Source organism: Hyalangium versicolor, assembly GCF_020103695.1.
GTDB lineage: Bacteria > Myxococcota > Myxococcia > Myxococcales > Myxococcaceae > Hyalangium > Hyalangium versicolor.
This window is the reverse complement of sequence record NZ_JAHXBF010000008.1, coordinates 218007-231699: the sequence shown is the minus strand read 5'-3', so window position 1 is coordinate 231699 and position 13693 is coordinate 218007. Positions and strand designations below refer to the sequence as shown.

Below are 13693 nucleotides of genomic sequence, written 5' to 3'. Positions count from 1 at the left end.
TCCGACGTGTGAGGCGCTATCGTGAGATGGAAGCACCTCCTGAGGTTCACGCAGTGCCTTGCTCCGGCCGGTGGATATTGAGGCAGGAGATGCCGACGATCGCCGCGGCAAAGCCCGAGGCGGCGCCGACACCGAGCGCCCAGCGCGGACCGAAACGATCAGCGACCCACCCGACGATGGGTGCACCGATGGGCGTGCCGCCCATGGCAATGGCGAGGAGGATGGCGACCACCCGCCCACGCATGATGGGCTCGGTGGAGAGTTGCACCAGGCTGTTCGTCGAGGTGGTGAAGGTCTGAGCGGCGATGCCGATGACGACGAGCGCGGCGCCAAAGAGCGCGTAGCTGGGCATGAGCGCGGCGAGCAAACAGCCGAAGCCGAAGACCGCGGCGCCGGCGAACAAGAGCATGGCGTGGGGCTTCTCCCGCCGGGCGGCCAGCAGCGCGCCCGCGACCGAGCCGATCGCCATGATGGAAGTCAGGAGCCCGAACGCCCCCGCTCGAGCGTGAAAGACGGACACCGACATGGTTGAGATGAAGATCGGGAAGTTGAGTCCGAAGGTGCCGACCAGGAAGAGCATGAGCAGGATGGCTTTCAGGTCGGGGCGCTTCCAGACATAACGAAATCCCTCGACCAGCCCTCCACGGCTTCGGAGCGCTCGACTCCGCGGATGAAGCTCCTCGACGCGAAGGAAACCCAGCGCGCCGATGACGCCCACGAAAGAGGCGGCGTTGATCAGGAACACCCACCCGGAGCCCACCGTGGCAATGAGGCCTCCGGCGATGGCCGGTCCAATCATCCGTGCGGCGTTGAAGGAAGTGGAGTTCAGCGCCACCGCGTTCGACAGGTCCGCTTCGCCCACCAGCTCCGAGACAAACGTCTGACGCGCGGGCGCGTCGAAGGCGGTGACACATCCCAGCAGGAACGCGCACACGTACACGTGCCACAACTGAACGGCCCCCGTGACGGTGAGGAGGCCCAGTGCCAGTGCCAGTGCACCCAGGGCCGCCTGCGTGGCGAACAAGAGCTTGCGCAGGTCGAAATGATCGGCCGCGAACCCCGTCAGGGGCAGCAAGAGCATCTGGGGCCCGAACTGGAGCGCCATGACCACACCGACAGCGGTCGCCTGGTGCTGCGTCAGTTGGGTGAGGACGATCCAATCCTGGGCGGTGCGCTGCATCCAGGTGCCCACGTTGGACACGATCGCGCCACTCGCCCAGACGCGGTAGTTGAAGCGATTCAGTGAGCGGAAGGTGCCTTTCATGGTCGAGGTTCGTTTCCCCCATGAAAGCGTCCAAACCTCCGGGCCAGCCACAAGGACCCGGCCACGGCTGGAAGTCCCGCGATGGCGACATGCGCCAGGTTGCGCGGCTCGAAGGCCCCCACCTGAAATAAGAGGAGGTAGCCGGCCGCGGCATTGAACGCGCCCCAGAGGACGTTGACCGTCGACGACGACAGCCCGACACCCCGAGGCCTGGCGAACGGGGATTGAAAGGGCCGGCCCATCACCCCACTGACCCAGTGTGGAACTGAATTCGCGAGGAACAACCCGCCCCAGAAGAAGGAAACGCCCTGATACCAAACCATTTCAAGGCCCCTTTCGTGCCGAGGAGCACACATCCAGGGCACACGCATTCCATCAGTGGACAGGTCCATGATGGACGGGTCCATCAATCGATGGACACTTCATAGACAGGTCCATGATTTCCGTCAAGTCGACCACCGGCGAGGTGTTGCGCGAGCATCTCTCATGGACTACTCCTTCGAGCATGGCCCGAAGCGACCCTGACACCTTCTTCGAGAGCTTCACTGCCCTGGCGCGGTGCTTGAGGGCGATGGCCGCGCGGGAGTACGCGACCTTCGAGGTGGGCAGCACGCAGGCCAGGTTCCTGCGCCACATCGGGCGGAACGGCCGCACCTCCCAGGCCGATCTCGCGCGCGCGACAGGGACCGACCCAACGCTCACCGGACGCGCGCTCGAGACGCTGATTGAGCGGGGATGGGTTCGCAGGGAGCGCAGCGAAGCAGATCGCCGTCAATATGCCCTGGAGTTGACGGAGTCCGGGCACCGCACGCGCAAACGGGTGGAGGACGCGCGCAAGCGTCTCATCGAGCGCGTCGTCGCGGAGCTCGACGAGCGCGATCTCCACGACTTCGAGCGGATCTCGAAAAAGCTTCTGACCGCGTTCGAAGGCACCCTTGACGAGAGCACGGAGCCCTAGTCCGGAACTCATGAATTATTGGACTTGAATGACAAAACGGTCCAACGCAGGATGCCGGCCATGAAACCGACGACCCTGGCGCTGGCGCCGCTGCTGCTGATCACGACGGTCCATTGCGGAGATGGGACCGCATCACTCCCGAGCACCAGCGACAGCGCGGCGGGGACTCATGAGCAAGCGCTCGCGTCGGCGTGCGTGCCTGGCACCTCGGGCAATCCGTTCGTGAGCGGCTGGTACGCCGATCCGGACATGAAGCTCTACAACGGCGTGTACTGGGTCTACCCCACGTACTCCGCGCCGTATGACGAGCAGACCTATCTGGACGCCTTCTCGTCCACGGATCTCATCCACTGGACGAAGCATTCCAAGGTGCTGGACAAGGTGAACGTGTCCTGGGCCACCCGGGCAATCTGGGCGCCGTCACCCATCTTTCGCAACAACACCTACTATCTCTACTTCGGGGCCAACGACATCCAGAACGACAGCCAGCTGGGAGGCATCGGGGTGGCGAAGTCCAGCAACCCCGGAGGGCCCTACGTCGACGCGATCGGCCGCCCGCTGATTGGCAAATACATCAACGGTGCGCAGCCGATTGATCAGAACATCTTCATCGACGATGACGGTCAGGCCTATCTCTATTACGGGGGCCACGGGCACTGTAACGTCGTCAAGATCAACAGTGACATGATCAGCCTGGACAGCGCGTCCTTCAAGGAGATCACCCCGTCGGGCTACGTCGAGGGCGCGCTGATGTTCAAGCGCAACGGCAAGTACTACCTGATGTGGTCCGAGGGCGGGTGGACGGGGCCGGACTACCGCGTGTCCTATGCCATCGCCAGCTCGCCGCTGGGACCCTTCCCCAAGGTGGGGACGATCCTCGGCCAGAACTCAGCCATTGGCACCGGCGCGGGCCACAACACGGTGCTCAACGTGCCCGGGACGGATGACTGGTACATCTTCTATCACCGTCATCCGCTCGGGGATACGGACGGGAATCACCGCGTGCTCTCCTTCGATCGCCTCGTCTTCAACAGTGACGGGACGATCAAGCCGGTGGAGATGAGCACCCAGGACACCTTCTGCGATGACAACGCTCTGGGCTGGGCCACCTACGGTGCGACGTGGACCGTGTCGAGCGGCCGGTATGTCACCGCACAGGCGCCCGATGCCAAGGCTTTGCTGAACACGAACTATTCCGTGCTGTCCTACGAGGCGGATGTCACGCCGGGCGCGTCCGGGGACGCGGGGTTGATCTTCCGGGTGAGCAGCCCGGGAGCCGGGCTCGACGCCTACAAGGGTTATTACGCCGGCATCGCCGCGGGCAGCGACAGGGTGGTGTTGGGCAAGGCGGGCGGAGGCACCTGGACCGAACTCACGAGCGCCGCTGCGACGATCGACGCGAACGTCACCTATCACCTCGCGGTCGTGGCCAACGGCAGCCGCCTCTCGGTCTATCTGAACAACGCGACGACCCCCATCCTCACGGCCACCGACTCCACGTATGCCTCGGGAGCGGTGGGGCTCCGGTCCCATGACAGCACGGCCGCGTTCGACAACGTGAAGGCCTCGAAGCCCGCTGGAGCCATCTTCTACGCGGACGGCTCGTACGGCGGCCTTGGCATCTCTCTGGGCGCCGGGAACTACACGCTCTCGCAGCTCAACGCGGCGGGCATCCCCAACGACTGGATGAGCTCGCTCCAGGTCCCCGCCGGCTGGAAGGTTCAGGTCTATTCGGACAACGACTTCGCCGGGACGATGTGGACGTTCACGGCGGACACGTCGCTGGTCCCAGCGGATGCCAACGACAAGATGTCGTCGGTGAAGATCCTCGCGCAGTAGCCTCTCCCCTCGTGACGACCCACAAGCTTGTCATCCTGGGAGGAGGCGTCTCGGGGCTCTCGTGTGGAATCCGGCTGCTGGAGGCCGGGCACAGCGTGGAGCTCTGGGCACGCGAGCTGACGCCGCATACCACCTCGGATGTGGCGGCCGCCGTCTGGTACCCGTACCGGGCCTTTCCCCAGGAGCGGGTGACGGGTTGGGCTCGGCGCACCTTCGACGTGCTGCGCGAGCTGTCGGCGCACTCCGAGGCAGGTATCCAGATGGTGCGTGGGGTGGAGCTCTTCACGGAAGCCCCGCCCGAGCCCTGGTGGGCCTCATGCGTCCCGAGCCTGCGCGCGGCGACCGCGGAGGAACTGGTACCGGGGTACTCGTACGGCTACTCATTCGAGGCCCCCATCATCGAGATGCCGCGCTACCTGCCCTTCCTCATGGCCCGCTTCCGGGAGCTGGGAGGGCGCTTGCAGCAGCACGAGGTGCACTCGCTCGACGAGGCGTGGCGTGAAGCGGCCGTGGTCGTGAACTGCACGGGCCTGGGAGCACGCACTCTGGTGGGAGACACGTCGCTGTTCCCCATCCGAGGCGAGGTGCTGCGAGTGGCACCACCGCCCGTGTCGCGCTTCCTCTTTGACGAGAGCGAGGAGCGAGGCATCGCCTACGTCATCCCCCGCTCCACCGACTGCATCCTGGGAGGGACGGCCGAGGACGGGAACGCCTCGCTCGCGCCTGACTCCGCCAAGGCCGAGGGAATCCTTGCCCGTTGCCGGCGAGTCCTCCCTCCAGAGGTGCAGTTTCAGGTCCTGGAACACAAAGTGGGCCTCAGGCCAGGACGTCCCACTGTGCGCCTCGAGGAAGAGCGCGCCGGGAATCATCGGGTCATCCACAACTACGGCCACGGAGGTGCGGGCGTCACCCTGTCCTGGGGTTGCGCGGAGGAAGTCGCTGCACTCGTGGCTTCAGAGGCTCCTCAGGGTGGAACCCCGACCGCTGGAGCCTCAGTTGATGCTGACCACGCCTCCGGCGATGTCGACGGTTCCGCCTGAGACTTTCACCGACCCACCCGCCGCCGTCACTCCCGCACCGCCACACTCCACGGCGCCTCCACCGCCCGCGAGCGTCGCAGTGCCGGCCTGCACGGTGGCGGTGCCCGGGGCATCCATGGTGGCGGTGCCGGCGCCGTGCACCTTCGCGTTCCCGTCCAGGAGCACCTGGCTGCCTCCGGACGAGACCATGTTCGCGTTCGCGTCGAAGAGCACCTGGGCCCCGCCGCTGGCGTGAACGAGTGCGTTGGCGTCCAGCAGCACGTTGCTCCCTCCCGACGACTGGGTCAGTGCGTTCGCGTCGAGGAAGACCTTGCTGGCGGCGGCGCTCTGCATGAGCGCGTTGGCGTCCAGGACGAGCTGGGCGCTGCCTCCGGCCATGAGGGTGATCTTCCCCGGCTCGATCAGGATGGAGCTGCCGCCGCACGTCAGCTTGATGTGAGTAGGCGCCTGCACATCGATGGTGTTCGAGGCGTCGAGCTTGTAATCGCCGGTGATATTGAGCTTGCTGCCGCTGATGCCGTCGTTCCCCTGGCCGCCGTCGACCGTCACACTCTGGCTGCCCTTGATGTGCACCGTGCGGTTCTTGTCGACCACCATCGTCTGATTGCCCGTCACGCTCTCGGACTGATCGCCGCCAACGCTCTGGGTCTGGTTGGCGCTGACCTCGTTCACCTGGTTGTTGCTCACGGTCGTCTTGTGATTGTTGAGGACGAACTCGTTCAGGTCCTTCTGGGCGTGCAGGAAGATCTCCTCCTGCCCGGCGGCATCTTCGAAGCGAAGCTCGTTGAACCCGTTACCCCCCGGAGTGCTCAAGCTCATCAGCGTGCTGCGCGTCTTGTGGCTGGGCAGCGCGTAGGGCGGCACGTTGTAGCCGTTGTAGACACAGCCGATGACGAGCGGCCGGTCCGGGTTGCCCTCCAGGAAGTCGACGACGACCTCCATGCCCACGCGAGGGATGAACAGGGTGCCAAAGCCCACCCCCGCCCAGACCTGCGCCACGCGCACCCAGCAGGAGGCGCGATCATCCCGTTGGCCCTTCCTGTCCCAATGGAACAGGACCTTGATGCGGCCATGCTCGTCGGTGTGGATCTCCTCGCCGGAGGGGCCCACCACCGTCGCCGTCTGAAGCCCCGGCATCCGGCGGCGCGGAGCAGGTGCCTCCGGCCGGAAGGGCACGGACAGGGGTATGCACTCGAAGCGGTTCGAGTACCGGTCCTTCCGCGCCTCACCCGGCGCGTCGAGCATCTTCTCTTCCGGAGCCTCTCCCACGTGCTCGACGCGGACGATGAGGTACTCCTGGTCCAGGTCCTGCCGCTCATGGCCTTGGAGCGTGAAGGTCTGCCCTGGGGTGAAGCCTGTGACGTTGCCCCGGCCTCGCCCGAGCCGCCGGCCCACCTCCTGCGCTTCCCGGAACAGGCGCGCTCGCGCGTCCCCGTCATCCTCGGTGTAGCGCCGCTCGCCCTGGTTGTACGCGCTGAGGGTCAACTCCGACGGATAGAGGTACTGCTCGCGCCCTTCTTCTTCCTGCCCCTCCACCTTGTGCGTCAGATCCAACGGAGGCCGCGTCCAGTCGAAATCCCGCGTCACCGCGCTCGTGGGGCGCATCTGGGTGGACCACTCGAGCCCCTTGACGCTCTCCGACTTCGAGAAGCTGCCCGCCGCGCCGCTGACAGGCACCGCGCCGCCGTCCAGGGTCTGGCAGGGCTGGAAGGCGTCGTTGGAGTCCACCAGGACAAGTTCCTCCGTCTCGCCATCGTGGCTGAAGTAGAAGGCAATCCCCTCCTCCTTCATCAGCCGCAGGACGAAGTCGAGATCGCTCTCGCCGTACTGCACGCAGTATTCCCGCACGGGGTAGGTCCGCTGGAGCGAGAGGTTCACCCCGCGGTTGAACCGCTGGAGCCCCTCTTCGAGGACGTCCTGGAGGATCTCGGGGACCGTCATCTCCTGGAAGATCCACGAGTCGATGCGCTGCGAGAACGCCCACAGCGCCGGGACGACGTGGACCCGCACCAGCGCCTTCTCGGCCAGACTTCCGAGGTATTCGACGCGGTGGGCAATGCCCAACACGGTGCGGACCGCGGAGCCGCGCTCAAGGCGCAGAGTGCAGGAGGAACCGAGCAGGACGTCGGTCTCGACAGTGCGCTCGTCGAGCGTCAGATCGATGGTGGCCGTGTAGAGCTCGGAGAGCCCCTCGACGACGTGAGCCCGCAGCACGTGCCACTGAACATCCGCGGCCTCGGAGGAGCTGAAGTCGAAGCGCACCTCTGGCAGGGGAGCGCCCCCAGTCAGGTGGGAAGCGACCGCGGATGCGGCCCCCTCCACATCGCCCCGCCCGATGGCCTGGGTGAGCTGGGTCACCTCCTGCGCCACCTGGCTTGCCTCCGAGGCGGCGTCCGTGACTTGCCGGACAACCTGACTCGCGCGGCCAGCGAGAGCACGGGCCCGTTCATCGATGTCGGACATGTTCATCCTCGGGATCGGCGAGCGTTCAGGATCAGGGAGTGTACCGCCGGAGGGGTGAGCCTGGTTAGCCCTGCCCCCTATTGGTTTGGCGGGACGGTTCGTTCAGACTCCGGATCAGGCACTCGTGGAGGGAGAAGATTCCATGCAAGCCATCTCGGACGCTCTGAATCGTCTCCTCGAGGATGGCGCGTGGTTCGTGCGCGCACACGAGTTTCAACTGCTTGTCGTGCGGGTGGGGGGGGAGCTGCGCAAGACGGCGCTCCAGATCCTCTCGGGCCTGGAGTTCCTACCGGACAACAAGAGCGCCTTCCTCGTGCTGGAAGATGCGCACTCGGCGGCGGACGACGGTTGGCTGGTGCGCGCCGAGCGCGTGCGTGCGAACTGGGAGGATCGCCGCAAGGCATTCCTGGAGCGCGAGGGACTCGAGGTTCCATCCGCCGCGCCAGCAGCAAGCCGGCCGAAGGGGGAGCGCGGGACGGCCTCGCTCGTGGCGTTCAGCGAAGCGGCGGTCTCCGTACAACGCGTCATGCCGCCTCCCATGAATGGGCAGGTGTTCGTGCTCGCGCCGACGATCATCGAGAGCCCCCAGGCTTTCGGTGCTGAGCTCGAAGCGTTGATGAAGGTTCCTTCGCTCGCGGCGTGTCGCTGGGTATGGGTGCTCGAGGCGAGCGTGCCGTGGCCCAAGCTCGCTGACCCGTCGAATCCGCGCTGCCTGCGCTCCGAGTGCATTCCAGATCTCCAACAGCAGTCCAAGGACTTGAAGGCGATGGTGTCGGCACCACCTGCCCAGTTCGGACGGGCAGGCCCACGCGGCGTCAAGCCGCCCCCACGCGTGACCGATCCGCCGCCCATCGATCCGGCGATCCGTGATCGGAAGCTGCGCGAAGCCGGAATGGATCCCGCCTATCTCGAGCAGGCACCGGAGCTGCGCAGCCTGATCCTCGGTGCCGCGATTGCGATGAAGGAGGGCAAGGGCGCGGAGGCGGTACGCATGCAGCGCTCGGCCCAGAACCTGGCGCTGGAGCTGAAGCTCACCCAGGTCGCCGTCATCTGCCAGATCGCGCTCGCCAGCTATCTCTCGGGCCTCGATCAGCGGCCGGCCGCGGTCAAGGAGCTTACGGCGGCGATCGAACTCGCCGCGCGGCATGAACTCGGGATGCAGGAGGCCCAGGCGAGGCTGGCGCTCGCGTTGTTGCACGCGCTCGACCGGCGCTTCCCGGAGGCTGCCCGCGAGTATGGCGCGTGCGCGCGCTGCGCCGAAGCGGCGGGCGTTCCGCTCCTTGCGATCGAGGCGTGGCGGCTCGCCGGGCAGCTCGCGCTTTCCCTGAAGGCGGAGCAGCAGGCGGTAGCGGCCTTCCGGGAGGCCATCCGAGTCGCGGAGGGGACGGAGCGCTCTGCAGTGGAGAACTCGAGCGCGCCGGAAGCCGCTCGCAAGCTGGCATCCCTCTGCGTGGAGCGAGGACTTCGCTCACAGGCGGACTCGCTCTTCGAGCAAGCCGACGCGATGGAGCGAGGTGAAGTGGGCCTGGTTTCCACCCCAGGGGAGGCCTGAGCGCTATGAGCGGGGCGAGCAGCTTCCTCGATCCGATGTTGGGCATCGACGTGCACTGGGAATTCATCCCGATGCCAGCGCCTGTGCCCACACCGATCCCCAACCCTTTCACGGGGATCGTGTTCGACCCCATCGGCCTCGCCGCCGGCCTTATCATCAGCAATGTGATTGGCGCGGCGATGGGAGCGCCAGTCAAGGGCCCGGTGCTCTACTGGAGCGCGTTCCCAGCCACCAACACCGGCACCGAGGGCAAGCACGTGCCCGGGCACATCCTCATCCCGCCCGGCACGGGCTGGGCGCCCATCCCCCGGACGCCGCGTCCGGTGATTCGCCCGAAGGACAAGCCCAAGCCACCCAAACCGATCACCCCCGACAACGACGCGGTGATGATCTTCGGGTCGCAGACCGTGAAGGTGATGGGCAGCAATGCGTGCCGGCTCGGCGACATCGCGCTGAGCTGCTCGGAACCGGTCCGGCTCCCGTCGACCGTCGTGCTCGCGGTCCCCAAAGGAGCCCCGATCCTGATCGGCGGGCCGATGTCGCTCGACCTGATGGCCGCCGTGCTCGCATCGCTCCGCACGCGTTTCATCGGCGACTCGCTGCAGGCGCTGATCAGCCGGTTGCCGATCGGCGCTCGGGGACGCGCTATCCTGAGCTGGATCTCGTGCAAGCTCACGGGCCACCCGGTCGACGTCGCGACCGGAAAGATGATGACGCGGTGCCTGGATGCCGAGCTCCCGGGTCCCCTGCCGCTGCGGATCGAGCGGTTCTACCTGTCGAACTTCGCGGCCCGGCAGGGGCCGCTCGGCCACGGCTGGAGTTCCTCGCTGGACCAGGCGGTGTGGGAAGAACGAGGCAAGGCCGTCTGCCTGCTTGAGGATGGCCGCGAGATCGAGTTCGACACGTTCGATCGTCCAGAGCATCGCTTGTCCCCGGGCGAGGAGGTGGAACACCCGTTTGACGGGTTCACGCTCCGGCGCGGCGACAAGGGAACGTGGATACTGATCGCTCGGGATGGCGAACGCCGCGACTTCGCTCCGGTCCCCGGTGGCGATCCCGCGAGGGCGCGGATCCAGCGAGTGAGTTCACGCTGCGGCAACCACGAGATCACCTTCAGCTACGACCGGCGCGGACGGCTCGAGTACGTGCGAGACGCCTTGGGGCGCGTCGTGCGCATCGAGTGCGACGAGAAGGATCGCTTCGTCGCGCTGAAGCTCCCGCTCCCGCACGAGAGCGGCTGGTACGTTCACCGGCGCTTCGAATACGACGACGAGGGCGACCTCGTGCGCGTCGTCGACAGCAAGCGCGCGCAGTGGTCGTTCGAGTACGTGACGCACCTGATGGTCCGGGAAACAGACCGCAACGGGCTCAGCTTCTACTTCGAGTACGACGGGCTTGGCTCCGACGCCTGGTGCACGCGGACATGGGGCGATGGCGGCATCTACGACCACGTCCTCAAGTACGACAAGAAGAACCGCGTCACGTACGTGACGAACTCACGGGGCCATACCACGCAATACTTCCTGAACCCCGCGGGCCTCGTCCTCAAGGAGGTCGATCCGCTGACCGGCGTACGCGAGTACGAGTACGACGATCGGCTGCGATGCGTGGCGGAGAAGGATCCCCTCGGCGGGACCACGAAGCGCACCTGGACGCCGGAAGGCGACCTCACCCGCGTTGAACGGCCTGATGGAATCGTGCTCCACGCGGAGTACCGCGCGGAGGATCACTCGGTCACCCGCCTCCGCGATGCGATGGGTGGAGTCTGGGAGTGGGAGCGTGACAGCTTCGGCCGTGTGACGGAGGAGCGCGCGCCGACTGGCGAGCACGAACGCTTCGGCTGGGCGAAGGGGCGGCTGGCGTGGGCGGAATCACAGGCTGGAGCCCGTACGAGTTGCACGCACGGCGCGGACGGCCGAACGCTCGACGTGCGAGGACCGAACACCGGCGACGTGCGCATCGAGTACGACGGGCTGGGGCGCATCGCGACGATGCAGTTCGACGGGGGACCCCGCCGCAAGCTGGTATGGGATACGGAGGGACTTCTCCGCGCCCTCCGTATCGGCACGTCAACCGTGATCGAGCGCGACTACGACGCCGAAGGCCAGATGACCGCGGAGCGGACCGCACGCGGAGAGACACGGTACGTGAACCGCGGCTTCCGGCGGCTCGTGGAGAAGCACGTCGGCGGCAAGGCGCACCGCTACCACTACGACACCGAGGGTCTGCTCACGGGCCTCGAAGGGCCGAACGGAGAGACGTGGCTCTTCGAGCGCGATGCGTGCGGGCGCGTCAGCCGCGAGGTGGACCCACATGGCGCGTGGCGGATCTACCAGCGCGATGTCGCGGGACGCGTGACGGGCGTGACCACCCTCGGAGGCCGGCGCACGCAGATCAAATATGACGCCCTGGGGCACGTGACAGAGTTCCTCCACAGCGACGGGACGTTCGCGAAGCTGGAATATCGCGCCGACGGGATGGTCAGCCGCGCGGAGAACGAGTCCGGCGTCGTGGAGTTTGAGCGAGACCTGATTGGCCGCACGGTGCGCGAGACCGCCGGCGGCCACGAGGTGCGCTCACGCTACGATGGACGGGGCCTGCGCTCGCTGGTCGAGACGAGCCTCGGCTGGCGCGGCGTGGTCAACTTCGACGACGCGGGGCTGCCGGTGGAGCAGTTCTTCTCGAGCACGGCGGGACATCGCGGGCTCGTGCCGGACATCGTCTACGAGCGATCGGAGAGCGGTCGGGAGACGGGCCGACGGTATCGCGACGCGCTGCGAATCGACTGGCAGCGCGACGCCGAGGGAAACCCGATCGATCAGCGCGTCTCGGTGGCCCGTCCCGGGCAATGGGAGACATTGGCGGAGCGGAAACTGGGCTGGGATGGGTTCGGCACACTCACCTCGGTGCTCGACGCCATCTCCGGACTGCGCGAACTCGAGTTTGATGCGGGCGGGCGATTGGTTCGTGACAGGTGGGCGAAGCGCACGCTGGAGCGGCGGGTTGGAGAAGGCGGCCAGCCGAGCACTGCGCGCGACGGCACGCCGGTCTCCTGCGACGCGTCGGCGCGGGTCCGAACAGTCAGGGACAGTTCCTACGAGTACGACGCGGATGGCTATCGCATCGCGAAGCGCCTCCCGAACGGAGCCATCGAGCGCTACGAGTGGAACGGTCATGGCGCGTTGAAGGCCGTCACGCGGCCCGACGGCGCGCGAGTGGAGTTCGAGTACGATCTCTTCGCGCGTCGCATGGCCAAGCGAGTCCTCGCCAAGGACGGCGCGACGGTCCGCAGCCAGACCCGCTACCTCTGGGATGGAAACCAGCTCCTGCACGAGCTCGCCGACAGCGGGCCGGCACGGACCTGGTGCTGGGCACCGGACAGCCTGAATCTCGTCGGCGTCGAGGTGGGCGACGAGCACTACTTCCTCGCCGAGGACCCGAGCGGAACGTACCGCACCGTGCACCAGACGGACGGAGAACTCCGCGGCGAGCAGGCGGTCGATGCGCTCGGCGGTGAACTCAGCGCTCGCGGATTCGAACTCCCGTGGCGGTTGACGGGGCAATACTTCGACGACGAGACGGGCCTGACGTACTCGCGCTTCCGTTACTACGATTCGGAGCTCGGGACGTTCATCAGTCCGGATCCGCTGGGGATCGGCGGCGGCGTGATCCCTTACGCCCACACGCCGAACCCGCTGCTCGATCCCGACCCGTTCGGCCTCAGCGAGGGCGGCTACCGGCCGTGGCAGATTCACTCGCCGGGCTACGGCGACGTCGTGCAGAAGGGCCTGCACTTCTACGGGCCGGGCGGGGTGGAGCTCGCGGTACGCCCCAACCACACGGGAGGAATCACGTTCACGAACGCCATTCCGGGCGATGCGGCGAACCCCCGCCTCGCTCGCGCGATCCGCGAGGCGACGGAGCACTTCAACACGAGCGAGGCCTTCCGCCGGGACATCTTGACCAAGGCCCGCGAGGCCATCCCCGGGATGATTGAACATGCCCGCGGCCTCACGGATTCGCTGAGAGACCTCGCGAACGGCCGGTCGCGCGAGATGAGGGACATCGTGCGCAATATCGATGAGCACAAAGCGGGCGGAGGCTGCTCGTCATGACCGAGGGATGGAGTCCAGGCCGTGTATACGAACTCCGCGAAGTGCTCGACGCGCAATCGCTCGGTGGGCTGCGCGTGGGGGACCCCGAGGAGCGCATCGAATCGCTGCTCGGAGCCCCCGAGGGGCCTCGCGCACGTCTCGGCCGGAAATCGAAGATCTGGGCGCGCCAGTACGGCAACGTCAGCATCCTGACCGAGGAGGGGCGCGTCATCGCGGTGAACATGGACTTCGAGGGTCAACGCGAGCCGATGGTCGTCGCGGGTGAACTCGAACGTTGGAGGCTTCCGGACTGGGAGGCTTTCGCGCGCGGGCGCGGCTGGGAAGTGAGATCCATCTCCGGCGTGTCCTCACTTCGGGGGCCGGGAGTGACGATCGGCATCGATCCCGAGGGCGCGCTGCACACCGTGGGCCTCGTGGAGACGAGGGACGCGCCCTGACCTCCACGAGAACCCATCTCACCTA

General features: G+C 66.7%; 8 protein-coding genes. 6 read left to right on the top strand and 2 right to left on the bottom strand.

Annotation, left to right across the window (positions count from 1 at the left end):
* Positions 1–46: 46 nt before the first annotated feature.
* The gene (locus tag KY501_RS18635; RefSeq protein ID WP_224364531.1) at positions 47–1264 is read right to left on the bottom strand and encodes an MFS transporter; all 1218 of its coding nucleotides are present in this window, start codon (positions 1262–1264) and stop codon (positions 47–49) included.
* A 436-nt stretch (positions 1265–1700) separates the two neighbouring features.
* Between KY501_RS18635 and KY501_RS18630 the strand changes: the two genes are divergently transcribed.
* From KY501_RS18630 to KY501_RS18620, 3 genes are read left to right on the top strand one after another with little or no spacing between them, the layout of a single operon-like run.
* Positions 1701–2222 (top strand): MarR family winged helix-turn-helix transcriptional regulator, encoded by a 522-nt coding sequence (locus KY501_RS18630; protein WP_224364530.1) that lies wholly within the window; start codon positions 1701–1703, stop codon positions 2220–2222.
* Positions 2223–2282: 60 nt separating this feature from the next.
* Complete coding sequence (locus KY501_RS18625; protein WP_224364529.1) at positions 2283–4061, top strand: family 43 glycosylhydrolase; 1779 nt, start codon at positions 2283–2285, stop codon at positions 4059–4061.
* 11 nt (positions 4062–4072) lie between these two features.
* Positions 4073–5101, top strand: coding sequence for an FAD-dependent oxidoreductase (locus tag KY501_RS18620; protein WP_224364528.1), 1029 nt, complete (start codon positions 4073–4075; stop codon positions 5099–5101).
* Here KY501_RS18620 and KY501_RS18615 read toward each other — a convergent pair.
* Positions 5054–7564, bottom strand: coding sequence for a type VI secretion system Vgr family protein (locus tag KY501_RS18615; protein ID WP_224364527.1), 2511 nt, complete (start codon positions 7562–7564; stop codon positions 5054–5056). The genes KY501_RS18620 and KY501_RS18615 overlap by 48 nt on opposite strands.
* 142 nt (positions 7565–7706) lie before the next feature.
* Here KY501_RS18615 and KY501_RS18610 point away from each other — a divergent pair, with 142 nt between their 5' ends.
* The 3 genes from KY501_RS18610 to KY501_RS18600 are packed head-to-tail and all read left to right on the top strand — an operon-like array spanning position 7707 to position 13668.
* A complete protein-coding gene (locus KY501_RS18610) occupies positions 7707–9116 on the top strand; it encodes a hypothetical protein (RefSeq protein WP_224364526.1) in 1410 nt (469 codons plus the stop codon).
* 5 nt (positions 9117–9121) lie between these two features.
* Positions 9122–13231: a DUF6531 domain-containing protein gene (locus KY501_RS18605; RefSeq protein WP_224364525.1), complete on the top strand. Its 4110-nt coding sequence runs from the start codon at positions 9122–9124 to the stop codon at positions 13229–13231.
* Positions 13228–13668 (top strand): hypothetical protein, encoded by a 441-nt coding sequence (locus KY501_RS18600; RefSeq protein ID WP_224364524.1) that lies wholly within the window; start codon positions 13228–13230, stop codon positions 13666–13668. The genes KY501_RS18605 and KY501_RS18600 overlap by 4 nt, the downstream gene beginning before the upstream one ends.
* Positions 13669–13693: the final 25 nt, after the last annotated feature.

Bases quoted from the DNA above. Each gene is read 5' to 3' on its own strand.
- KY501_RS18600 (WP_224364524.1), top strand. From the start codon at position 13,228: ATGACCGAGGGATGGAGTCCAGGCCGTGTATACGAACTCCGCGAAGTG.
- KY501_RS18615 (WP_224364527.1), bottom strand. From the start codon at position 7,564: ATGTCCGACATCGATGAACGGGCCCGTGCTCTCGCTGGCCGCGCGAGT.
- KY501_RS18635 (WP_224364531.1), bottom strand. From the start codon at position 1,264: ATGAAAGGCACCTTCCGCTCACTGAATCGCTTCAACTACCGCGTCTGG.
- KY501_RS18625 (WP_224364529.1), top strand. From the start codon at position 2,283: ATGAAACCGACGACCCTGGCGCTGGCGCCGCTGCTGCTGATCACGACG.
- KY501_RS18630 (WP_224364530.1), top strand. From the start codon at position 1,701: ATGATTTCCGTCAAGTCGACCACCGGCGAGGTGTTGCGCGAGCATCTC.
- KY501_RS18610 (WP_224364526.1), top strand. From the start codon at position 7,707: ATGCAAGCCATCTCGGACGCTCTGAATCGTCTCCTCGAGGATGGCGCG.
- KY501_RS18605 (WP_224364525.1), top strand. From the start codon at position 9,122: ATGAGCGGGGCGAGCAGCTTCCTCGATCCGATGTTGGGCATCGACGTG.